A 15,606-nucleotide genomic window follows, 5' to 3' on the forward strand; every position below is an offset into this window, starting at 1 on the left:
CCCGCGCTCAACGCCTGCCCGGCAAGCTCGGGGCCGCCAATCGTAATGCGGCTCCTGAAGACTCCTTCAGCCTCCGGATCACATCAGGATCGAATTCGCGCTCGATCCTCGTCCTGGCGCTCGACACCGCCTGAAGCGTCCGGGAATACACGATCTTCTCAGCCGCTCGCCAGATCTGCACGAATTCCCGCCTTACCTCCGGTTGATCGCCGCCGGTGCTCGCTGTCTCCCAGTACACCATCGTCAAGGTTGCAAATCCTACATGACAATATCTGGTAAATGCGGTTACTCACTTGCGCAGAATCAACTTCCCCCTGCTCGCCGGCGTTATGGCAGGAGCCCCGCCATCCGGACTACGCCGATTGAGGGGCTCACTGTTTGATATTTATGAGTCGATTTTTGACTGACTACGAGGTACCGTCACGGTCGCAACCGCATTAATTTTATTGCCTGCCTGATCGATTACCGTATACATAATGGTATAAATCCGTCCGCTGCCATTGCCCGCTCTTTCGGCCCGTAGCATATACTGAGTGTCCATCGTGCCGATTTCCGCGCCTTGAATGTCGTTCGGCAAATCTCCGCTACCTACCCCCATATCAAGCTCGCTGCTAGTTATCGAGGTAAGGACGACAGAGGCAATTCCGGCTAAGCCGTCGACCGCATAAACGGATGCATTCACCGTAATCATCTGATGGTTAGGCGGCCATAAAACGCTTTGATCCACCACGATAGCAAGCGTAGGTGCCGTCTTGTCAATCTGTACAACCGCCGTATGAGGAGCTTCGATATTGCCCGTCTTGTCAACGCTCCAATAGGAGATGGAGTGCTTGCCCTCGGCCGTAATGAGAATAGACTTGCCTAGTTGCGGGGGTCCGCCATCGACTGTGTAGTAAGTATCGGCTACTCCGGAGCCCCCGTCGGTGGCGGAGAGTGTAACCACAACGTCTTTGTTCACCCAGACGGTGGGAGCGTCATCCGTTGTCACGGGCGCCGTCCCGTCCACCGTCACTGTGGCGGAAGACTGGAATCCTCCATCCTCGGTCGTCACGGTTATGGCGGTCACCCCGTCGCTCCAAGCTTTCACGATCCCGCCGTAAACGGCTTGCGCGACCGACGGATTGCCGCTCGACCAGAGCAAGGTCTTGTCGGTGGCGTCGGCCGGTGTAATGAGCGCCGTTAATGGCGCTTCCTGTCCCGGGCGGAGAAGCAGCTCCTTCGGGTCCAGAGCCACACCTGTCACAGGAATCGCCGGATTATTATCAATGAATAAGAAAGCGTCGTACAACGCCGTGTTCTTCGAGTCGGCCGTCCCTTTGGTCCATTGAATAAAATCGTCCCGGCCGTTCTGGTAATCGGCGTCGTTGACGGCGACGTTCATTCCGATCCTTCCGCCGAGCGCTGGCAACATGCCTTTCACGTAGACAGAAGGAATTATAAATTCGTAGTACGTTTTGCCCGCAGCATCGTCCCGAATCGCTTTGAACGGAACCTGGCCGGTCATATCTCCATTCGGATTAGGTGGTGCCGAGTAGAAAACGTTGACGAGCAGCGAACCGTCATCCGCAAGGGCGAAGCCCCATTCCTCGTCATCCGGCCCATACGGGGACTCCCGGTTGTTCAGAGGATCCAGGCTGACTTGAACGGAGTCGTTTTTCCACATGTTCGCCGTATTCTCCGATTGCTTGTGCACGTTGTCCCGAACCGATACGGCGAAGTACAATCCGTCCTCCGCCCATTTGGCGTATGCCGTCGCATCCAGATTGTTGGGGTCGTGGTACCCGCTCGCATTTTGCGCTTTGCTGTGAAGATGGAACGGGAAGGCATCCTTCCAATCGTCCAGATGGCCGTCAACCGTTACATCGCGAGCCTTCTGAACAAGGTTGAAATCCAACGGCAAAGCAGGATCGTGGAAAATCGCCTTGCCCGCCGCCGTCTCATCGATCTGTAAATCGACGACGTATTCGTTGAACGGGGCTGGCTTATGATAAATCCAACGGAAGTTCAATCGAATGGTATCGCCTTTCTTGAGCCCGCTGAAGGCATTCGAGGTTACCGGCTCCAGCAAGGCGCCGTCCGGACCTTTGACGGTCACCTTGCCCGTCTTCTCGTAGGACGATGTTCCTGTCAATTGCACGGAGAGCACATCCAGCTCTTCGATCGGCTTCTTCGTGGGAAGAAGCTTGACGTCAATGCCGTCTTCCACCGTGAGCTGAACTATTTTCGTATCGAAGGACGCTCCGTTGTACGAAATGTCGAACGTGACGTCGTAACGTCCTTTGCGGGTATTGTCCGGCACGAGCACATGATACGGCTGGTCCAGCGTTCCTTTTGCAGGAACGGTCAGCTCGGCTCCGGTCGGTTCGGTTTGCGAGGACTCCCAGCCGTCCGGAAGCTTCGTTCGAACGGTCACCTGCTGAGGGACATCCGTATCGTTGACAAGGGACAGCGTGACCGTATTGGTAAAGCCGGCTTCCCCGTTCATTTGCATCGGCACGACGTTAGCCCTCACCCCGACGAACTTGGCCGGCTCGGAATCGATCATCGCCTTCACGGCGCCGGCGAATTCCCTCGCCAGCAAATTGTACGCGTAGCTGTCCGCATAGCTCCCCCGCTCGTGGGCGGCTTCCGCCAGTCTGCCGTATCGGTTCATACGAAGCACCGCCGATGCGGAAACCGGCATGACGCTGAACTCGCCTTTCTTGACTTCGAACGCTGCGGCTGCGTCTTGCACGCGATCTGCATAATCCAAGCTGTTCGCACCGCTGCCGCCCAGCGCGAAGGACAAGGCGACGGAGCCGCTCTCCGCCATGTTGTAAAGCGCCTCCAACGCCACGTAGCCGGGAGCCCGCTCCACGGCGCCGCTCTTGATCTGGCCGGCGATCAACGCCATCAGCGAGTAGATGTCCTTTATCCCCTGTTCCAGTCCCGCAGCCCGGTTCCCGGACCCATTCGCCATCTCAGAATAGATGCGGGTTAGTTCCGCCATATCGCCGTCGATCAGCGAGGCGTTGGCCTGTGTCCGCGTCCGGTCCAGCTTGGCGGCCGCTTCCTGCTTCTTGCCGTCCAGAAGTTTCGCCGCAGATTGGAACACAAAATCGGCAGGCGCCCCCTCGATGTAGACGGGCGATCCGGGAACGGTAAGCCGAACGCCGCCGTTCGCCGCGGTTACCGGAATTTCGACGCCGTTGATGTCCTTCACCTTCAGCCTCTCCGCTCCGAAGGGAAGCGTGATCGTGCTTGTCGGAGGCTTGACGGCCGGATCGTCCTTGTGGTCGACTTTCTTCCAGGCAACAATTACCGGCTTTTCGCCATTCAGGAACACCTGGACGGAAACGGCCGGATCGCCGGCATCCCATGTTCCGATATATTTGGCTTTGTCGAGCTCGGTCATTAGCTGGTTGACGGCGGAATAAGCCAGCTTCGGCCGCCCGTCGTTGTCCGTAATCCCCCAGAAAATGTCGTAATATCGGTCGTCCGTACCGTCGTTTTTGTAATTGTAATACTCGTACGCCTTCACCTGGTCTGTAATCATATAGTTCAGGAAGGCGCGGACGATATAATCCCGCTGGGTTTCCTCCGTAACGGACGGATAACCGGCTTTGGCCGTCGGCCAGCCGCCTTCCGTCAAATAATAATCCTTCCAGCCGCCGTAAGCGTTCACAAGATCCTTTACTCCGTTCAGCAGGTTTTGCAAATTGCCGTCCGGCATGGAGTTGTATACGTACGGATGATAGGAATAAGCATCGGCGTAGTCGTAGGAGCCGAGCTCCAGTTCCTTCGGCAGCACGCTGAGGACGCTGGAGGTGTGGTCGCCGGCGAGCAGCATGGCGTCGGGGTCCGCTTTCTTCATGCTCAGATATGCGGTTTTTTGCAGCTGCACGAATTCCGCCGGAATATAGGGCTTGGAGAAAATTTCCGGTTCGTTCGGCATTTCCCACTGCCTAATCTTGCCCTTGTACCGGCTGACGGTATTGGTAACGAAGTCCCCCATCGCTTTCAGAGAAGATGTCGTATTGGCGGTGCCATCCTGATAGTACACATTTCGATCGAGGCCCAAAACCGTAATTTGATTAAATCCGTAGGAAAAGAGCTTGTTCAGCTGGGGATCCACCCCACTGTAATCGTAAACGGGCTTACCGGACGCGTCCTTCACGTTCTTGTCTACGGTGTCCCACGAGATGCCGGAACGATGGCTGCGGGCTCCGAGCTTGCGGGCTCCGTCGATGATATCGTCCCGCCAATTCAGCGCATAGTGCGTATTCAACCCGAATTTGCTCTCATTGTCGAGATCGGGCTCCTTGACCGGAGCGGCCTTGGCAACGATCGCCAAACGGATACGCTTGGATAATTCGGGGCGGCTCACTCCGTCGATCGTAAACCCGGCCGATGCTTCATAGGTTCCGATTCCGTTTATCCCCGGCGCAAACGGGAACGTATCGGTTTGTTCCCCGTATTTCCCCAAGCTGTACGTTTTCGTTCCGGAAGCGACAACCGCCTGGTCCCCATCCGCCCGGCGCACCGTATAATCCATCCGGAACTCATGCGCCGCCGATCCGGCTTGCAAAGCCAGATTGAGCCCGGGGGTTTCCTCCTGAGCGTAAATCCCCGCATAATTGCCAGAGGGCTGAAGGTCAACCACATAAGGCAGCGGGATCGGTTCTATGGAAAATTCGTCGATCATCAGATTGATGCCGCCGACGATGTTCCATTGGAAGTAGCCTTTGCTCCGCGCGAGCGGATCGGAATCGTCTCCGCTAGCCACCTTTACTCCGTCAATGTACAGTTCGTGGGTGATGCCGCTGACGCGAAGCTCGTAATCGTGCCATTCGTCCAGCAGCGACTTTACGTAGTTGGCGATATAATAGTTGCCTCCGAGCGTTGTCTTCCGCATCAGAAAATATTTGGAGTTATGCGTCGCCCATTCCATTGCGTTGTTGTTCGAATCGTCCGCAGCGCGGTAACGAAGCCGCCATGTATTTTGCACCGCCTGGCTCGTCCGTTCGTATTTCGCCTTGAATTTGACGATAAAATTGTCCGCGTTCAAATACATCGGGAGGTTCAGCTTGGCGGTTCCCGAACCGTTCAAGTTGAACACCTTGTTACCGTCCGGCAGCTGGATCACTTTGACGCTCGCCCCCGTCGCCGTCCAGCCGGCAGGGGCGGAGCCCGGCGTCTCCCGTTCGAAATCGTTCACGTAGGGCGCGATCGCACCGATCTGAACCGTAATCTCCCCGGACTGCGGGAAACGGGCCGTCCGGCCTTTAGCATCCTGAGCGGTAATATAATAACGGATCCGGTCCGACCGGTTCGTTCCCGGAATGGTCGCCGAGTACGACCCGCTCCCGTTTCCGGCCGCCTGAATAACCTGATCCGGCGCTGCGTCCCCATAGCCGTAGTGAACGGCAGCTGCAGCTGTGGAATCCGCATCCGTGACCGTGAAAGCAACAGCCAGATCGGCATTATACGGAACTTCCGCTGAAGGCGCGTGACCGATGGTGAACGTAACCGGAGCGGCGACCGGCTTAACCGATACCTGATCCACATTCAGATCGACGGCCGGACCGATGCTTTTCAAAGAGAACCCGATCCCTCCCGCCGTGAGGGTAGGGTCGGTGAAAGTCGTGACCAAGCTTCCGTCAATGGAAACCTTGTACTCGCTCCCTCTGACTTCCACCTGGTATTGATGCCAATCCGTCAGGCTGAAGCCGGGCAGGACAGCGCCGATATCGACGGGAGTGCCCACTTGTACGTTAGTGGATGAATTGGGGTATTTCCATAGTTCAACATATTGCGTATTTTTAAATTCCAAAAAATAATAGCTGGTGCCGGACGTATACCGGAACATCGCCCGGAAGCGGTCTCCCTTGGCGGCGAACTCCAGGCTGTAATCTTTGGAGCTGTATGGAAGCAAGGTTTGCTTCACTACCGCGCGCTGGGGGGATGTCGCCGTCGTAGTGCCTTTCAGCTGCGCGTCCGTTCCGCTGCCCTGGATGGACCAAGCCGTGCTGCCGAACAAATCCCAATTGCCGAGTCCTCCGGCGAAGCTGTCTTCAAACAAAGGAGACGGCTCTGCCGCACCGGCTGTAAGCGGTAACGATTGAAGCAAGAGAAAAACGATCAGCAGAATGCGGATGCTCTTGAACTTCTTACTCATCCGTAATTCACCTCCAGTAATGGTAGAACGCCCCCGCCATGCAGGAGATCCCTGTTTGGCGGGAGGCTTCGGATCGAAATGAGGTTACTGGCCAGAATTCAACAAGTACTGGGCATCCCGAAGCAAGTAGCCTGCGGCTTGCGCAGAGAGATGCTTACCGCTTTGCGCCTTCACTTCGCGTAAGAAATCTACCAGAGCGTTCTCGGCCAACTTGCTTTGCAAACTATTGGCGATCCCTGCGTTGTCGATCCATCCCATATTCGTAAAGCGTGTGACCAAGGCCTGTATGGATTGAATGCTTGTCGATGTCTGGAACAGCACGCTTTGACTGCTCGTATTTCCTGCCAGATCGCTTGCCGTTACGATAAGCGTGTGCGGACCGAGAGGCAGCGTATAAAGTGGAATTGTCGCACCTTGCTGAACACTGTACGTATCCAGAGTCACGGTTGTCTTGCTGCTGTTTACCCCGGACAAGTTGTCGTTCAGCGTAAAAATAGGCGTAATATCCACGGAATCGGTGTACGAACCGTATACTAAACCGGAAACCGTAATAGCAGGCGCAGTCGCATCCAGATTGAAGCTGAACGATTGGTGCGCCTCCACATTTCCCGCGTTGTCCGTGGAACGATAGCTGACGGTATACATGCTGTCTTGGTTCAGCGTTACCGGCCCGGCATAAGTTAGCCATTTGCTGCCGCCATCCAGACTGTACTCCGTTTTCGCTATGCCCGAAAGATCATCCGATGCGTTTAAGGTGACCCTCACCGGATGGACATACCACCCGTTCTGCCCATCCGGCAAAGCCGGAGCCATAATGGCCGCCGTGACCGGCGGCGTATCGTCAGCCGGCGCGATGATCGGCATCACCGTTACGTGGTCCACGTTCAGACTTACGGCCGGGCCTACGCTTTTCAGAGCGAAGCCGACCCCGCCGGCCGTTAGGGAAGTGTCGTTGAAAGCCGCAACCAAAGTCCCGTCAATGAACAGCTTGTAGTCGGATCCCTTGACATCCACCCTGTACTGATGCCAATCCGTCAGATTGAAGCCCGGGATAACAGCGCTGATATCGACAGTCGTCCCCACTTGAGCTGGAGTGGCGGACTGGGGATACTTCCACAGCTCCACCGTATTCGTGTCCTTGAATTCCAGGAAATAATAGCCGGTGTTGGAGCTGTACCGGAACATGGTCCGGAAGCGGTCTCCCTTGGCGGTGAAGCCGAGACTGTAATCCTGGGAGCTGTAAGGAAGCAGGGACATCTTCACCACCGCCCGCTGGGGAAAACCTAACGTCGTCGAGCCGGCCAGCTGTGCGGCATTCGTGCCGCTGCCCTGTACTTGCCATGCCGTGCTGCCGAACAAATCCCAGCTGCCGATTCCATCGGCAAAGCCGTCTTCGAACAGCGGCTCCAAGATGACGGTGACCGTACATTCCGCCGTGTAGGAGCCATCCTCTGTGGTCACGGTAATAACCGCCGTTCCCGGAGCCACCGCCGTTACTTGACCGACCGCGTCCACTGTCGCAACAGCCGGCCGGTCAGATTTCCAGTTGACCGATTTGTTCGTCGCATCGCGCGGCTGGAAAGCGGGGGTCAAAGCTGCGGTTTTGCCTGCCCCCAAAGTAAGCGCCGACGCGTTCAGCGTCACACCGGTCAGGGCAATGTGCCGTTTGGCTGTCAGCCTCACCTCGTCGAACCAGACCGTTCCGGCTCCCTTCAGGTCCAAATTGATGCTCATCCACGCAGCGTCAGCCGGTGCCGTGGCGTTTGCGGACACCAGAGTCCAGTCGTTCGTTCCTCTTAAGCCGGTCGGAACGAACGTACTGCCGGCCAGCGCAGATCCGTCGCTCTTGTAGAAGGTCATTCCGACGCGGACTCCTTCCCCTTCCGACGCTTGGATCCCGGCTGTCTTCACCCAAGCCTGAAGCGCATAGTCATATCCGGGCTGAACCGCAATCCGATTGCTGCCTGCCGTGTTCCAGCTCCCTTCATCGGCCGCATTCCCGTTGGCGATGGCCGCCGAATGGCTGCCCGTCTTGGCGGCAGACGCATCCCATGTGCCAGCGGAGGCACCTCCCAGGCTGTTGAAGGTCCAGCTGTCAGGCCCGGCCGCCGTTCCGTTCTCGAAGCTGTTGTTAGGGACAGCTACAGCCTCCCCGCCCCTCGTAATCGTCCAGTCGGCGAAATTGTAAATCCATTGCTGCCCGTTCTGGGTGGCGGTAAAGAGGTTTGAATTCGGATCCTGCTGAAGCCAAGGCGTATCGAAGAGCTTGAACGAATTGTATGGGATCGCTTTTCCGTCAATCTGGTGCGTGCCATTATAGGCACCGGAAGCCAAATCGAAGGTGATGTCCATCGTATGTCCGCTCAAGTTCTTGTAAATCAGGCGCGGGTTAGCGTCGTTCACACGGGAGCTGTCCACTGCCGTAGTCGTTAAAACCGCATTCTTGAAGCTGGCGAAGTCCGCATACTCGGAAGCGTCCGCCGTATCCAGAATCCAGCCGTTCCGGTCTGCCTGGCTGCGCAGAATATTATAGTTGTAGGACAGCTGTGCGGTCGGATGGAGCTGGGTCGAAGCTTTTACCTTGTTCGCCGGATCGAAAGGCGTCTGGTAATACCAGGAGTACGGTTTGATCATTTTGAAGGCAAAATACATCGGCCCCGTATCCACAAACACCCATCCCGATTGTTCTTCCTTCGTCTTGATCGATCCCGTGTCCGGGAACATGGCGTTCAAATAATTTTGCGTCGCATCCGTGGCCAAATTTTTGTACACGCCGATGACCGCTTTGCCGTCCTGCATCAGGCGGTGGTTCTCCGGCTGGTCGTAGTTTCCGATCGGGCTGTTTCCTTGGTCGGCATTTACTCGGAATAGGGAAGCCGGAGAATCGGATAGCCAGCGAAGCGCTACCTGAATATTCTCTATCCAGTTATCCACCCGGTTGTAGGTCACTTCGCTGGCAATGCCCCAAACCGGCTTCACATAAGCCTGGCGGTACACCTTCAGGTTGCGGCCGCTGGAGTTTTGCAGATTGGTTTTGCGGGAGGTGTAGCTTTTGTCGGTGAACTGCCCGATCCGGACGGCCATTTCCGGCGGCGCATAGGTCATGCCGGGAGCAATGACCATGCCCAAGTATTCCAGGAACGGCCGGTAGGCGGCTGGAACGTAGGAATCCGAATCCCCGATTCCTTCCTGCGCGCGGTGCTGGCCGAAGTACATCCACGAGAGTGCCGTATGGTCCGCTCCCCTCCAGGTCGGATCGTTTGCGGAAACGCTGTCCCCTTTGGCCCGGCTGGTGGAGGAAACGAAGGTTCCGTTGATCCAGTCATTGGCCCATTCGAACCACATGACGTCCATGGCCATTTTGATTTTTTGTCTGAAATCCGGTTCGTCCGTATATTGGTACAAGGCGTTCAAACAAAAGTAGGTCATGAACGTGTATTCCGGGCTTTCGTATTCCGCCCAGCCTCCGCGGACCGCCGCCTGGACCATTTCTTCGATGTTGGCCCTGTTCATGCTTCTCAGCGCAGCTCCGGAGTTTCCGTTCAAGTCCACGATGTCGGGAAAATATTGGCCCACCAGATACCCCACCGTATAATTGCTCATCCGGAGATTCTCCGTCTGCGCCAGCTTGGCATACGCATATTGAGCGAAATACTCCCGGACATGGCTCATCATCGTGCTGCTGAATTTATCCCCTGCCAGCAGATACGCATACATCTTGCTAACCGTCTTGTACTGCTCCCAGTCATAGGTCTGGAACAGGGTGTCCAGCTTCTTCAGGTTCGCCGCGGTATCCTGGCCGTCGATGAGCTGTGCCGTATACTGCGCGATATTCAACGGCCCGCTTTCCTCCAGCATGGATTTGGTCCTGTCCCACAGCCATTGCTTCCTGCTCTCGACCGTCCCCGGATAAGGCGAGCTTGGATTCAATGGCGTAGGCGTGATCTTCCCGACATTCACGTGATCGAATTCTGCCGCAGCCAACCTTGTGTTGACATGGCTCGTTACCGCCAGCCCGAAGTAAACCGTGTCCGGCAAATGGATCTGCTCCTGCTTAGCCACCTTCCAGAACGCACCGTCGCTGGAATAATACGCAGTGATCAAGCTGCCCTGGCGTACCAGCTTCACCCAGTACGGTGCCGAGGCGCTGGTCGTTCCTGCAGTCAGAGTAGACGATCCACCGGCTTGTAGGCGGTCCTGGAAATTCAAGCCGTTGCCAGGCGTCAAGGCCATCATCGCATAGGGCGACTGGCTCGACATGCTGCCGCGGATCATAATGCCCGCCTTCGTCCAACTGGCCACATTCTCCACACTCGCCACACGCGCTACGACTTGCCCATCCCCCGTCCATGGCTGGTATATGTAATGGAAAGCATCATCGGTTCCCCAAATGTCGGCACCGGAGGCTTTCACCTTGTACGTGCCGGTGTCCGAGCTGTAGACGGCGCTGCCCGCTACCCCCACACTGCCGATATCCCGGTCTCCGAACGGCTGGGGCAGCCCGCCGGTGGAAGGATTCGTAGCGGCCGACACTTCATCGCTGAAGCCCGAGGCGTTCCCCGCCCCGTCCTTCGCCTTTACGGCGAAACGATAGGATGTGCTCGGGGACAATCCGACCACCGAATAATTGAGACTGCTTACATTATCCCAATAAATGCCATCCCGGTAAACGTCGTATCCGGTTACCCCTACATTGTCCGTCGATGCTGTCCAGCTAAAGGCGACGCTCGTATCCGTTACTCCATTCACCGTAACATTCGACGGCACCGTCGGCGGCTCGGTATCCACTACTCCCCCGGTCTTCACTTCGTAAACCGCCAAGTCGTCGACTGCATACGCTTCGTCCGTACCGTCGACGTCGACGCGAACGGAGAAGCCGAGCTCGATATTGGATATTTTGCGCACCCCTCCATTCGGGATGATCTTGAAACGATAGCTGGTAATATCCTTATCGTTAACCGATTGCAGCACTTCGCTGCCTTGCGGCTCATCGTTCAGATAAGCGGCCGTTCCCATCATGCTCGGCGTCGGGGAGCCAGTCGGAAAACGCGGAACCAGGTTGTTATCGAAGTTGCCGAACTGAATTTGGGCATAGATGTCTTTGGCTACGGGCTTGGTGCTTGCAGCTCTGCGTTCGAGCTTGTATTCGAAAACAAACTCCACCGCGGGGCTTCCCGCTGGCATGCTGTAGATTTCATTAATGCGATTAAATAACTTGCCGTTTGTCAAACGATAAGTAAATGTGCTCGATAAATTCGACCCGAGCGAAGCATCGCGAAACTCGAGCGCATTGTTTCCATTGATTGGCACAATCGACTGCGAGCCGCCGGAAGAAGCGTTTGTTATCGTAAAAGGGCTTGTTCCTCGGTCAAAATGCGTATCCAAATCCGCGGCCAGCAAATTGTCCAGCGTCTCCTGCCCGCTATCCGCCGCGGACACGGACAAAACCGGCAAGCTGCAAAAGGCCAGCAACCCTGCGAGGAAACCGCTTACGATTTTCTTCCTTACACGTGTCAACAATCTAATCGCCTCCTTTGATTTTTAAATCATTATTCACGGTTTTGTTCCCGGTATTGGATGGGCGTTAGTCCTGTGTATTTTTTGAAGGAAGTAAAGAATGTCGTTTTCGATTGGAACCCGGATCTTTCCGCAATGTCGAGCACCGGCCAATCCGTACTGGTCAACAGCTTTTTGGCTTGCTCCAACCGTTCTTGATGAATGAAATCGGACAGCGTAATGAGATACGTCTCTTTAAACACCAACCGGACGTAGCTTACGGACAGCACCAAATAATCGGCGATGTTTTCCAGTGTCAACATTGGATCATGAAGATGCTGCTTGACATAGTCGAAAATTTCCGCCGCCAGCTCCTCCTTCCGGTTGGATGCGGAATGCTTCTGAGCGACGCCGTCGATGATGATGACGAACTGATGATAGATCCAGTCCTTCACATCCGAGAGGGTATCGAAGTTTTGCAGCAGCAGGTCGATTCCGCCTTGTTCTTGATCGGCGATCACTTTATTGAACGCTTTGTACAGATGGAAGAGCAGCAGCTTGAGCTGGAACTGGCATTCGGCATACGTCAGGTTCTGGAGCCGGGCGAAAATTTCGTCCAATTGTTCGCGAACCTGATCCATATTGGATTTGCGAACGGACTGGATCAGCTTCTGAACCAGCTTCTCGTCCAAGTCCGACTGCCGCTGCGGCAAATAATGCCCCAAATCCTCCTCCACGTACACTTTATCCTGCTCGTGAAAAAATCTTAATAACGTCAGATCGTAGGTCCGGTCATACACGCTGCGCATATTTTCGCGGATGGCCGTTTTATGACTGAGCGCCGCGGTTACTTGAATTTGCAGCCATTCGCCGATCGCTTCCCCGGCCTCGCGCAAAGCTTCGGAAGGATCGGAGCCGTGGGCTCCGCCGCCGATGAGCACGGCCAAGTGATCGCTGCCCAGATCGACATTCTCGGATGCAAAGCCGTATTTACCCAATACCTCGCCGGTAATGTTCCCCATCGCGTAAATCAGCAGCTTCCTGGACGCATACGAATAACGTTCAGCGAACGACTGAAACCGGTTAATGCGCATGACGGCCAAGATGACGTCGGAAGAGAGCAGCTGAGACAAATTCGCGTTCATATACGCTTGAATGGCCTCGTTGTAGGTACCCTGCAGCAGCCATTGCCGCATAAAATCGTTCTTGATCACCTCCTGGTGATTGCGAATCACGCTGTTCATCTCTTCGACGGTTTTGACCATATGGTCGAGCCCCGATTTGATGATGGCATATTCCGTATTCCGGTTAGGCTCCGAAGGGGAAGAAGAGGATATGACCGTTTGTTTCATCTGGCTGGCCAATTGGCTGAACGGCTTGAATTGCCGGCGCGAGTTCCAATAGGTCAGTGCCGACAGAACCAACAGCAGAAACAAGCACACTCCCAATATTTGCAGCTGCATACTGTCAATGTTTTTGCTGATCTCCTTCACTTTGACCGTGGAGTAAAGCGTCCAATCTTCCAATTTGAACGCATGGGAATGGATGAGGTATTGATTATGGCCTAGGTACGCTTCATGGTTATTCAGATTTTGCCCAAGCAATTGCTTGGCGTCGAATTCGGCCGAACCGCCGAGAATGACACTTTGCGATCCGTCCACAATCAGGATGCTCGTGGCGGCGTCGTTCAGATTTTGCAATAAATATTTTTCCAGCAAGCTCTTGTTTAATAGAATGGCCAAGTACCCTTGGCTCGCGATCGCGGCATTATTCGCCGGAACGATCAACGCCAAGTAAGATTCGGCTTGCCGCGTATGGTTGAAAAATCTCAATGTCGTCGGAGGGCTACTCAGAATGCGCGTAAGCATGTCCTGGTCGGCAAACTCCTCAAACGGATGAATCCCATCCTTGGAATGAATGACTTGCTGCGTCTGCATGTTGATCAGATAGGTCGAATCGATAAAGGGCTGCAGGCTCATAAACTTGGAAACGGCTTTGAGTGCGGCGGCCGATGCGAGCGGATCGTTCTGATCGGACATAAGCCAAGAGAAAATATTGGAGTCTTGATAAATACTTAACGCGTAAGAGCGCAGATGGTCCAACTGATATTCAAACCCTTGGCTTAAGCTGTCCGTCTTCGTGCTCATCAAGTGATTGATGTCGTCATACGCCATCTTGGCATATTGCTGCCTTAACAAATAGGAGAATAGCAGAATGATAATCGTGAACAAGATTCCGATATTCAAAAAGTTCCGAGTGTACGTTTTCTCTGGCAACAGTCGCAATCCGAACTCCCCTTCATTCGTACTGGTCCCTATTCATGAAAGCATACAGCTAATTTTATTTCTTCTTCAAAAACGCATCGATCTGTTTCTGTTCCTCGAGCTGAATTTTCTTGGCCAGAGGAGCCGCCTCGGCTTTAAACTTGGCCCAGTATGAATCGGGATCGACAACGCCATTGAACAGGGCGGCATAGTATTTCGCCTCGATACTGACGTATTGCGAAATCTCATTGGTGACCGCAGCGTTATCGAACGTAAATCCGGACAGCTTGTCGACCGTAAAATTGCTCGCATCCGCCGTCCATTTGTTCAGCTTCTTGGTCGCTTCATCCTGGCTCGCATCTTGACGGTCCATTGTCGGGTTCCAGATCCAGACATACGGGAACCACTTGTAGCCGTCGCCGATAAACTTGTATTGGTCGTCCCCAATCGCCTGCCAGTTCTTATCCTTGATCCCGTACGCCAGCAGATCGTAATTTTCCTTCTGGTTGGCCCAATCCAGGAATTGAATCGCGCGCTCCTTATTTTTGCTCACGACCGGAACGGCAATGAAGTTATACTGCAGGGAATTCGTCAGGAGCTTGCCCTTGTCCTGATTCATAAACGTAACCGCTTCAAATTCCGCTTTTGGGTTCCCGCTTTTAACCGCTTGCTGGATGTCGTTCGATACGCCGAAATTATTTTGCGGAATGATCGCCGCTTTGCCTTGCTTGGCAGGTTCGGTCTGATCCTTGATGGCCAGCACATCCGGGCTGATGATTTTGTCCTGATACAGCTTGCGGGCGTTTTGGATCCAGGACCACACCATGGGCTCCATCTGGTCGAATAGGTTGTACACTTTGCCGTCGTTATTCTTCGTATACAGAATGAGCGATTCCGAGAGAGCCGGGCTAGGCGCGATATTCTCTTTATTGTCCGACCAATAATGGCGGAAGGCGCCTTCCGATAAGCCTTGCGTCACATCCTGGCCAGCCGGAATGATAGGCGTCATGTTCGGCACTTTCTCTTTCACCGCATAGGCGAATTTAATCAAGTCGTCGTAGGTTTTGATCGGCGCCATGCCGAGCTGTTCGCGCAGATCTTTCCTCACATAATAGACCCGTCCTTGCAGGAAGGAGTTTCCGTTCGGAATCCCCATAATTTTGCCGCCGAATTTGTTGGCGTCCCACATTTGCTGCGGGCGGTTTTTGATGATGTTCGGGCCGTACTTCTTCAGCAGGTCATCGAGCGGCGCATAGCTGCCTGCGGCGATTTGTTGGGTAATGTGCAGCCATGGCGCATCGAAAATCAAGTCGATGGCTTCCCCCGAAGAGAGCGTAACTTGCGTCTTCTGAGCAAGATCCGCCCACGGGACGAATACGACGTCCAGCTTGACGTTGAGCGTATTCGCCATTCGCTTCTCCGCTTCTTGAATCACCGTATTGAAATCCTTCGGACGATCCCCGGGCACCATAATTTTCAGCGTGACCGGATCCAGCTTTTTCTGATCCGCAGCATTCGTCGAAGCACCCGGCTTGGACGGGTCGGCGTTAGCGGCAGAAGAATCCGCGCCTTTGCCGGAACATGCCGACAGTATTCCCGACAGCATCAGGACTGCTAGAGCTGCACGTGTCGCTTTTCTCGCATTCATGTCTACGACCTCCTAGTAGTTTTATTATAGGTGAACCGAGA

The 15,606-nt window shown here is 54.8% G+C and carries 5 protein-coding genes; all 5 read right to left on the reverse strand.

Annotation, left to right across the window (positions count from 1 at the left end):
* Positions 1-7: 7 nt before the first annotated feature.
* The 5 genes from ACI5FR_RS02765 to ACI5FR_RS02785 all read right to left on the reverse strand — a co-directional run bounded on the left by ACI5FR_RS02765 (position 8) and on the right by ACI5FR_RS02785 (position 15,565).
* Positions 8-247, reverse strand: a complete 240-nt coding sequence (locus ACI5FR_RS02765; protein ID WP_405449995.1) for a dihydrofolate reductase family protein — start codon at positions 245-247, stop codon at positions 8-10.
* A gap of 138 nt (positions 248-385) precedes the next feature.
* Positions 386-6,157, reverse strand: a complete 5,772-nt coding sequence (locus tag ACI5FR_RS02770; RefSeq protein ID WP_405449998.1) for an OmpL47-type beta-barrel domain-containing protein — start codon at positions 6,155-6,157, stop codon at positions 386-388.
* An 84-nt stretch (positions 6,158-6,241) separates the two neighbouring features.
* A complete protein-coding gene (locus ACI5FR_RS02775; protein ID WP_405450001.1) occupies positions 6,242-11,677 on the reverse strand; it encodes an OmpL47-type beta-barrel domain-containing protein in 5,436 nt (1,811 codons plus the stop codon).
* A 29-nt stretch (positions 11,678-11,706) separates the two neighbouring features.
* Positions 11,707-13,938: a helix-turn-helix domain-containing protein gene (locus ACI5FR_RS02780; protein ID WP_405450003.1), complete on the reverse strand. Its 2,232-nt coding sequence runs from the start codon at positions 13,936-13,938 to the stop codon at positions 11,707-11,709.
* Positions 13,939-13,993: 55 nt separating this feature from the next.
* Positions 13,994-15,565, reverse strand: coding sequence for an extracellular solute-binding protein (locus ACI5FR_RS02785; RefSeq protein ID WP_405450006.1), 1,572 nt, complete (start codon positions 15,563-15,565; stop codon positions 13,994-13,996).
* Between the last annotated feature and the right edge of the window lie 41 nt (positions 15,566-15,606).

The organism is Paenibacillus sp. HJGM_3, from assembly GCF_045062745.1.
Lineage (GTDB): Bacteria > Bacillota > Bacilli > Paenibacillales > NBRC-103111 > Paenibacillus_AA.

Bases quoted from the DNA above. Each gene is read 5' to 3' on its own strand.
- ACI5FR_RS02770 (WP_405449998.1), bottom strand. From the start codon at position 6,157: ATGAGTAAGAAGTTCAAGAGCATCCGCATTCTGCTGATCGTTTTTCTC.
- ACI5FR_RS02785 (WP_405450006.1), bottom strand. From the start codon at position 15,565: ATGAATGCGAGAAAAGCGACACGTGCAGCTCTAGCAGTCCTGATGCTG.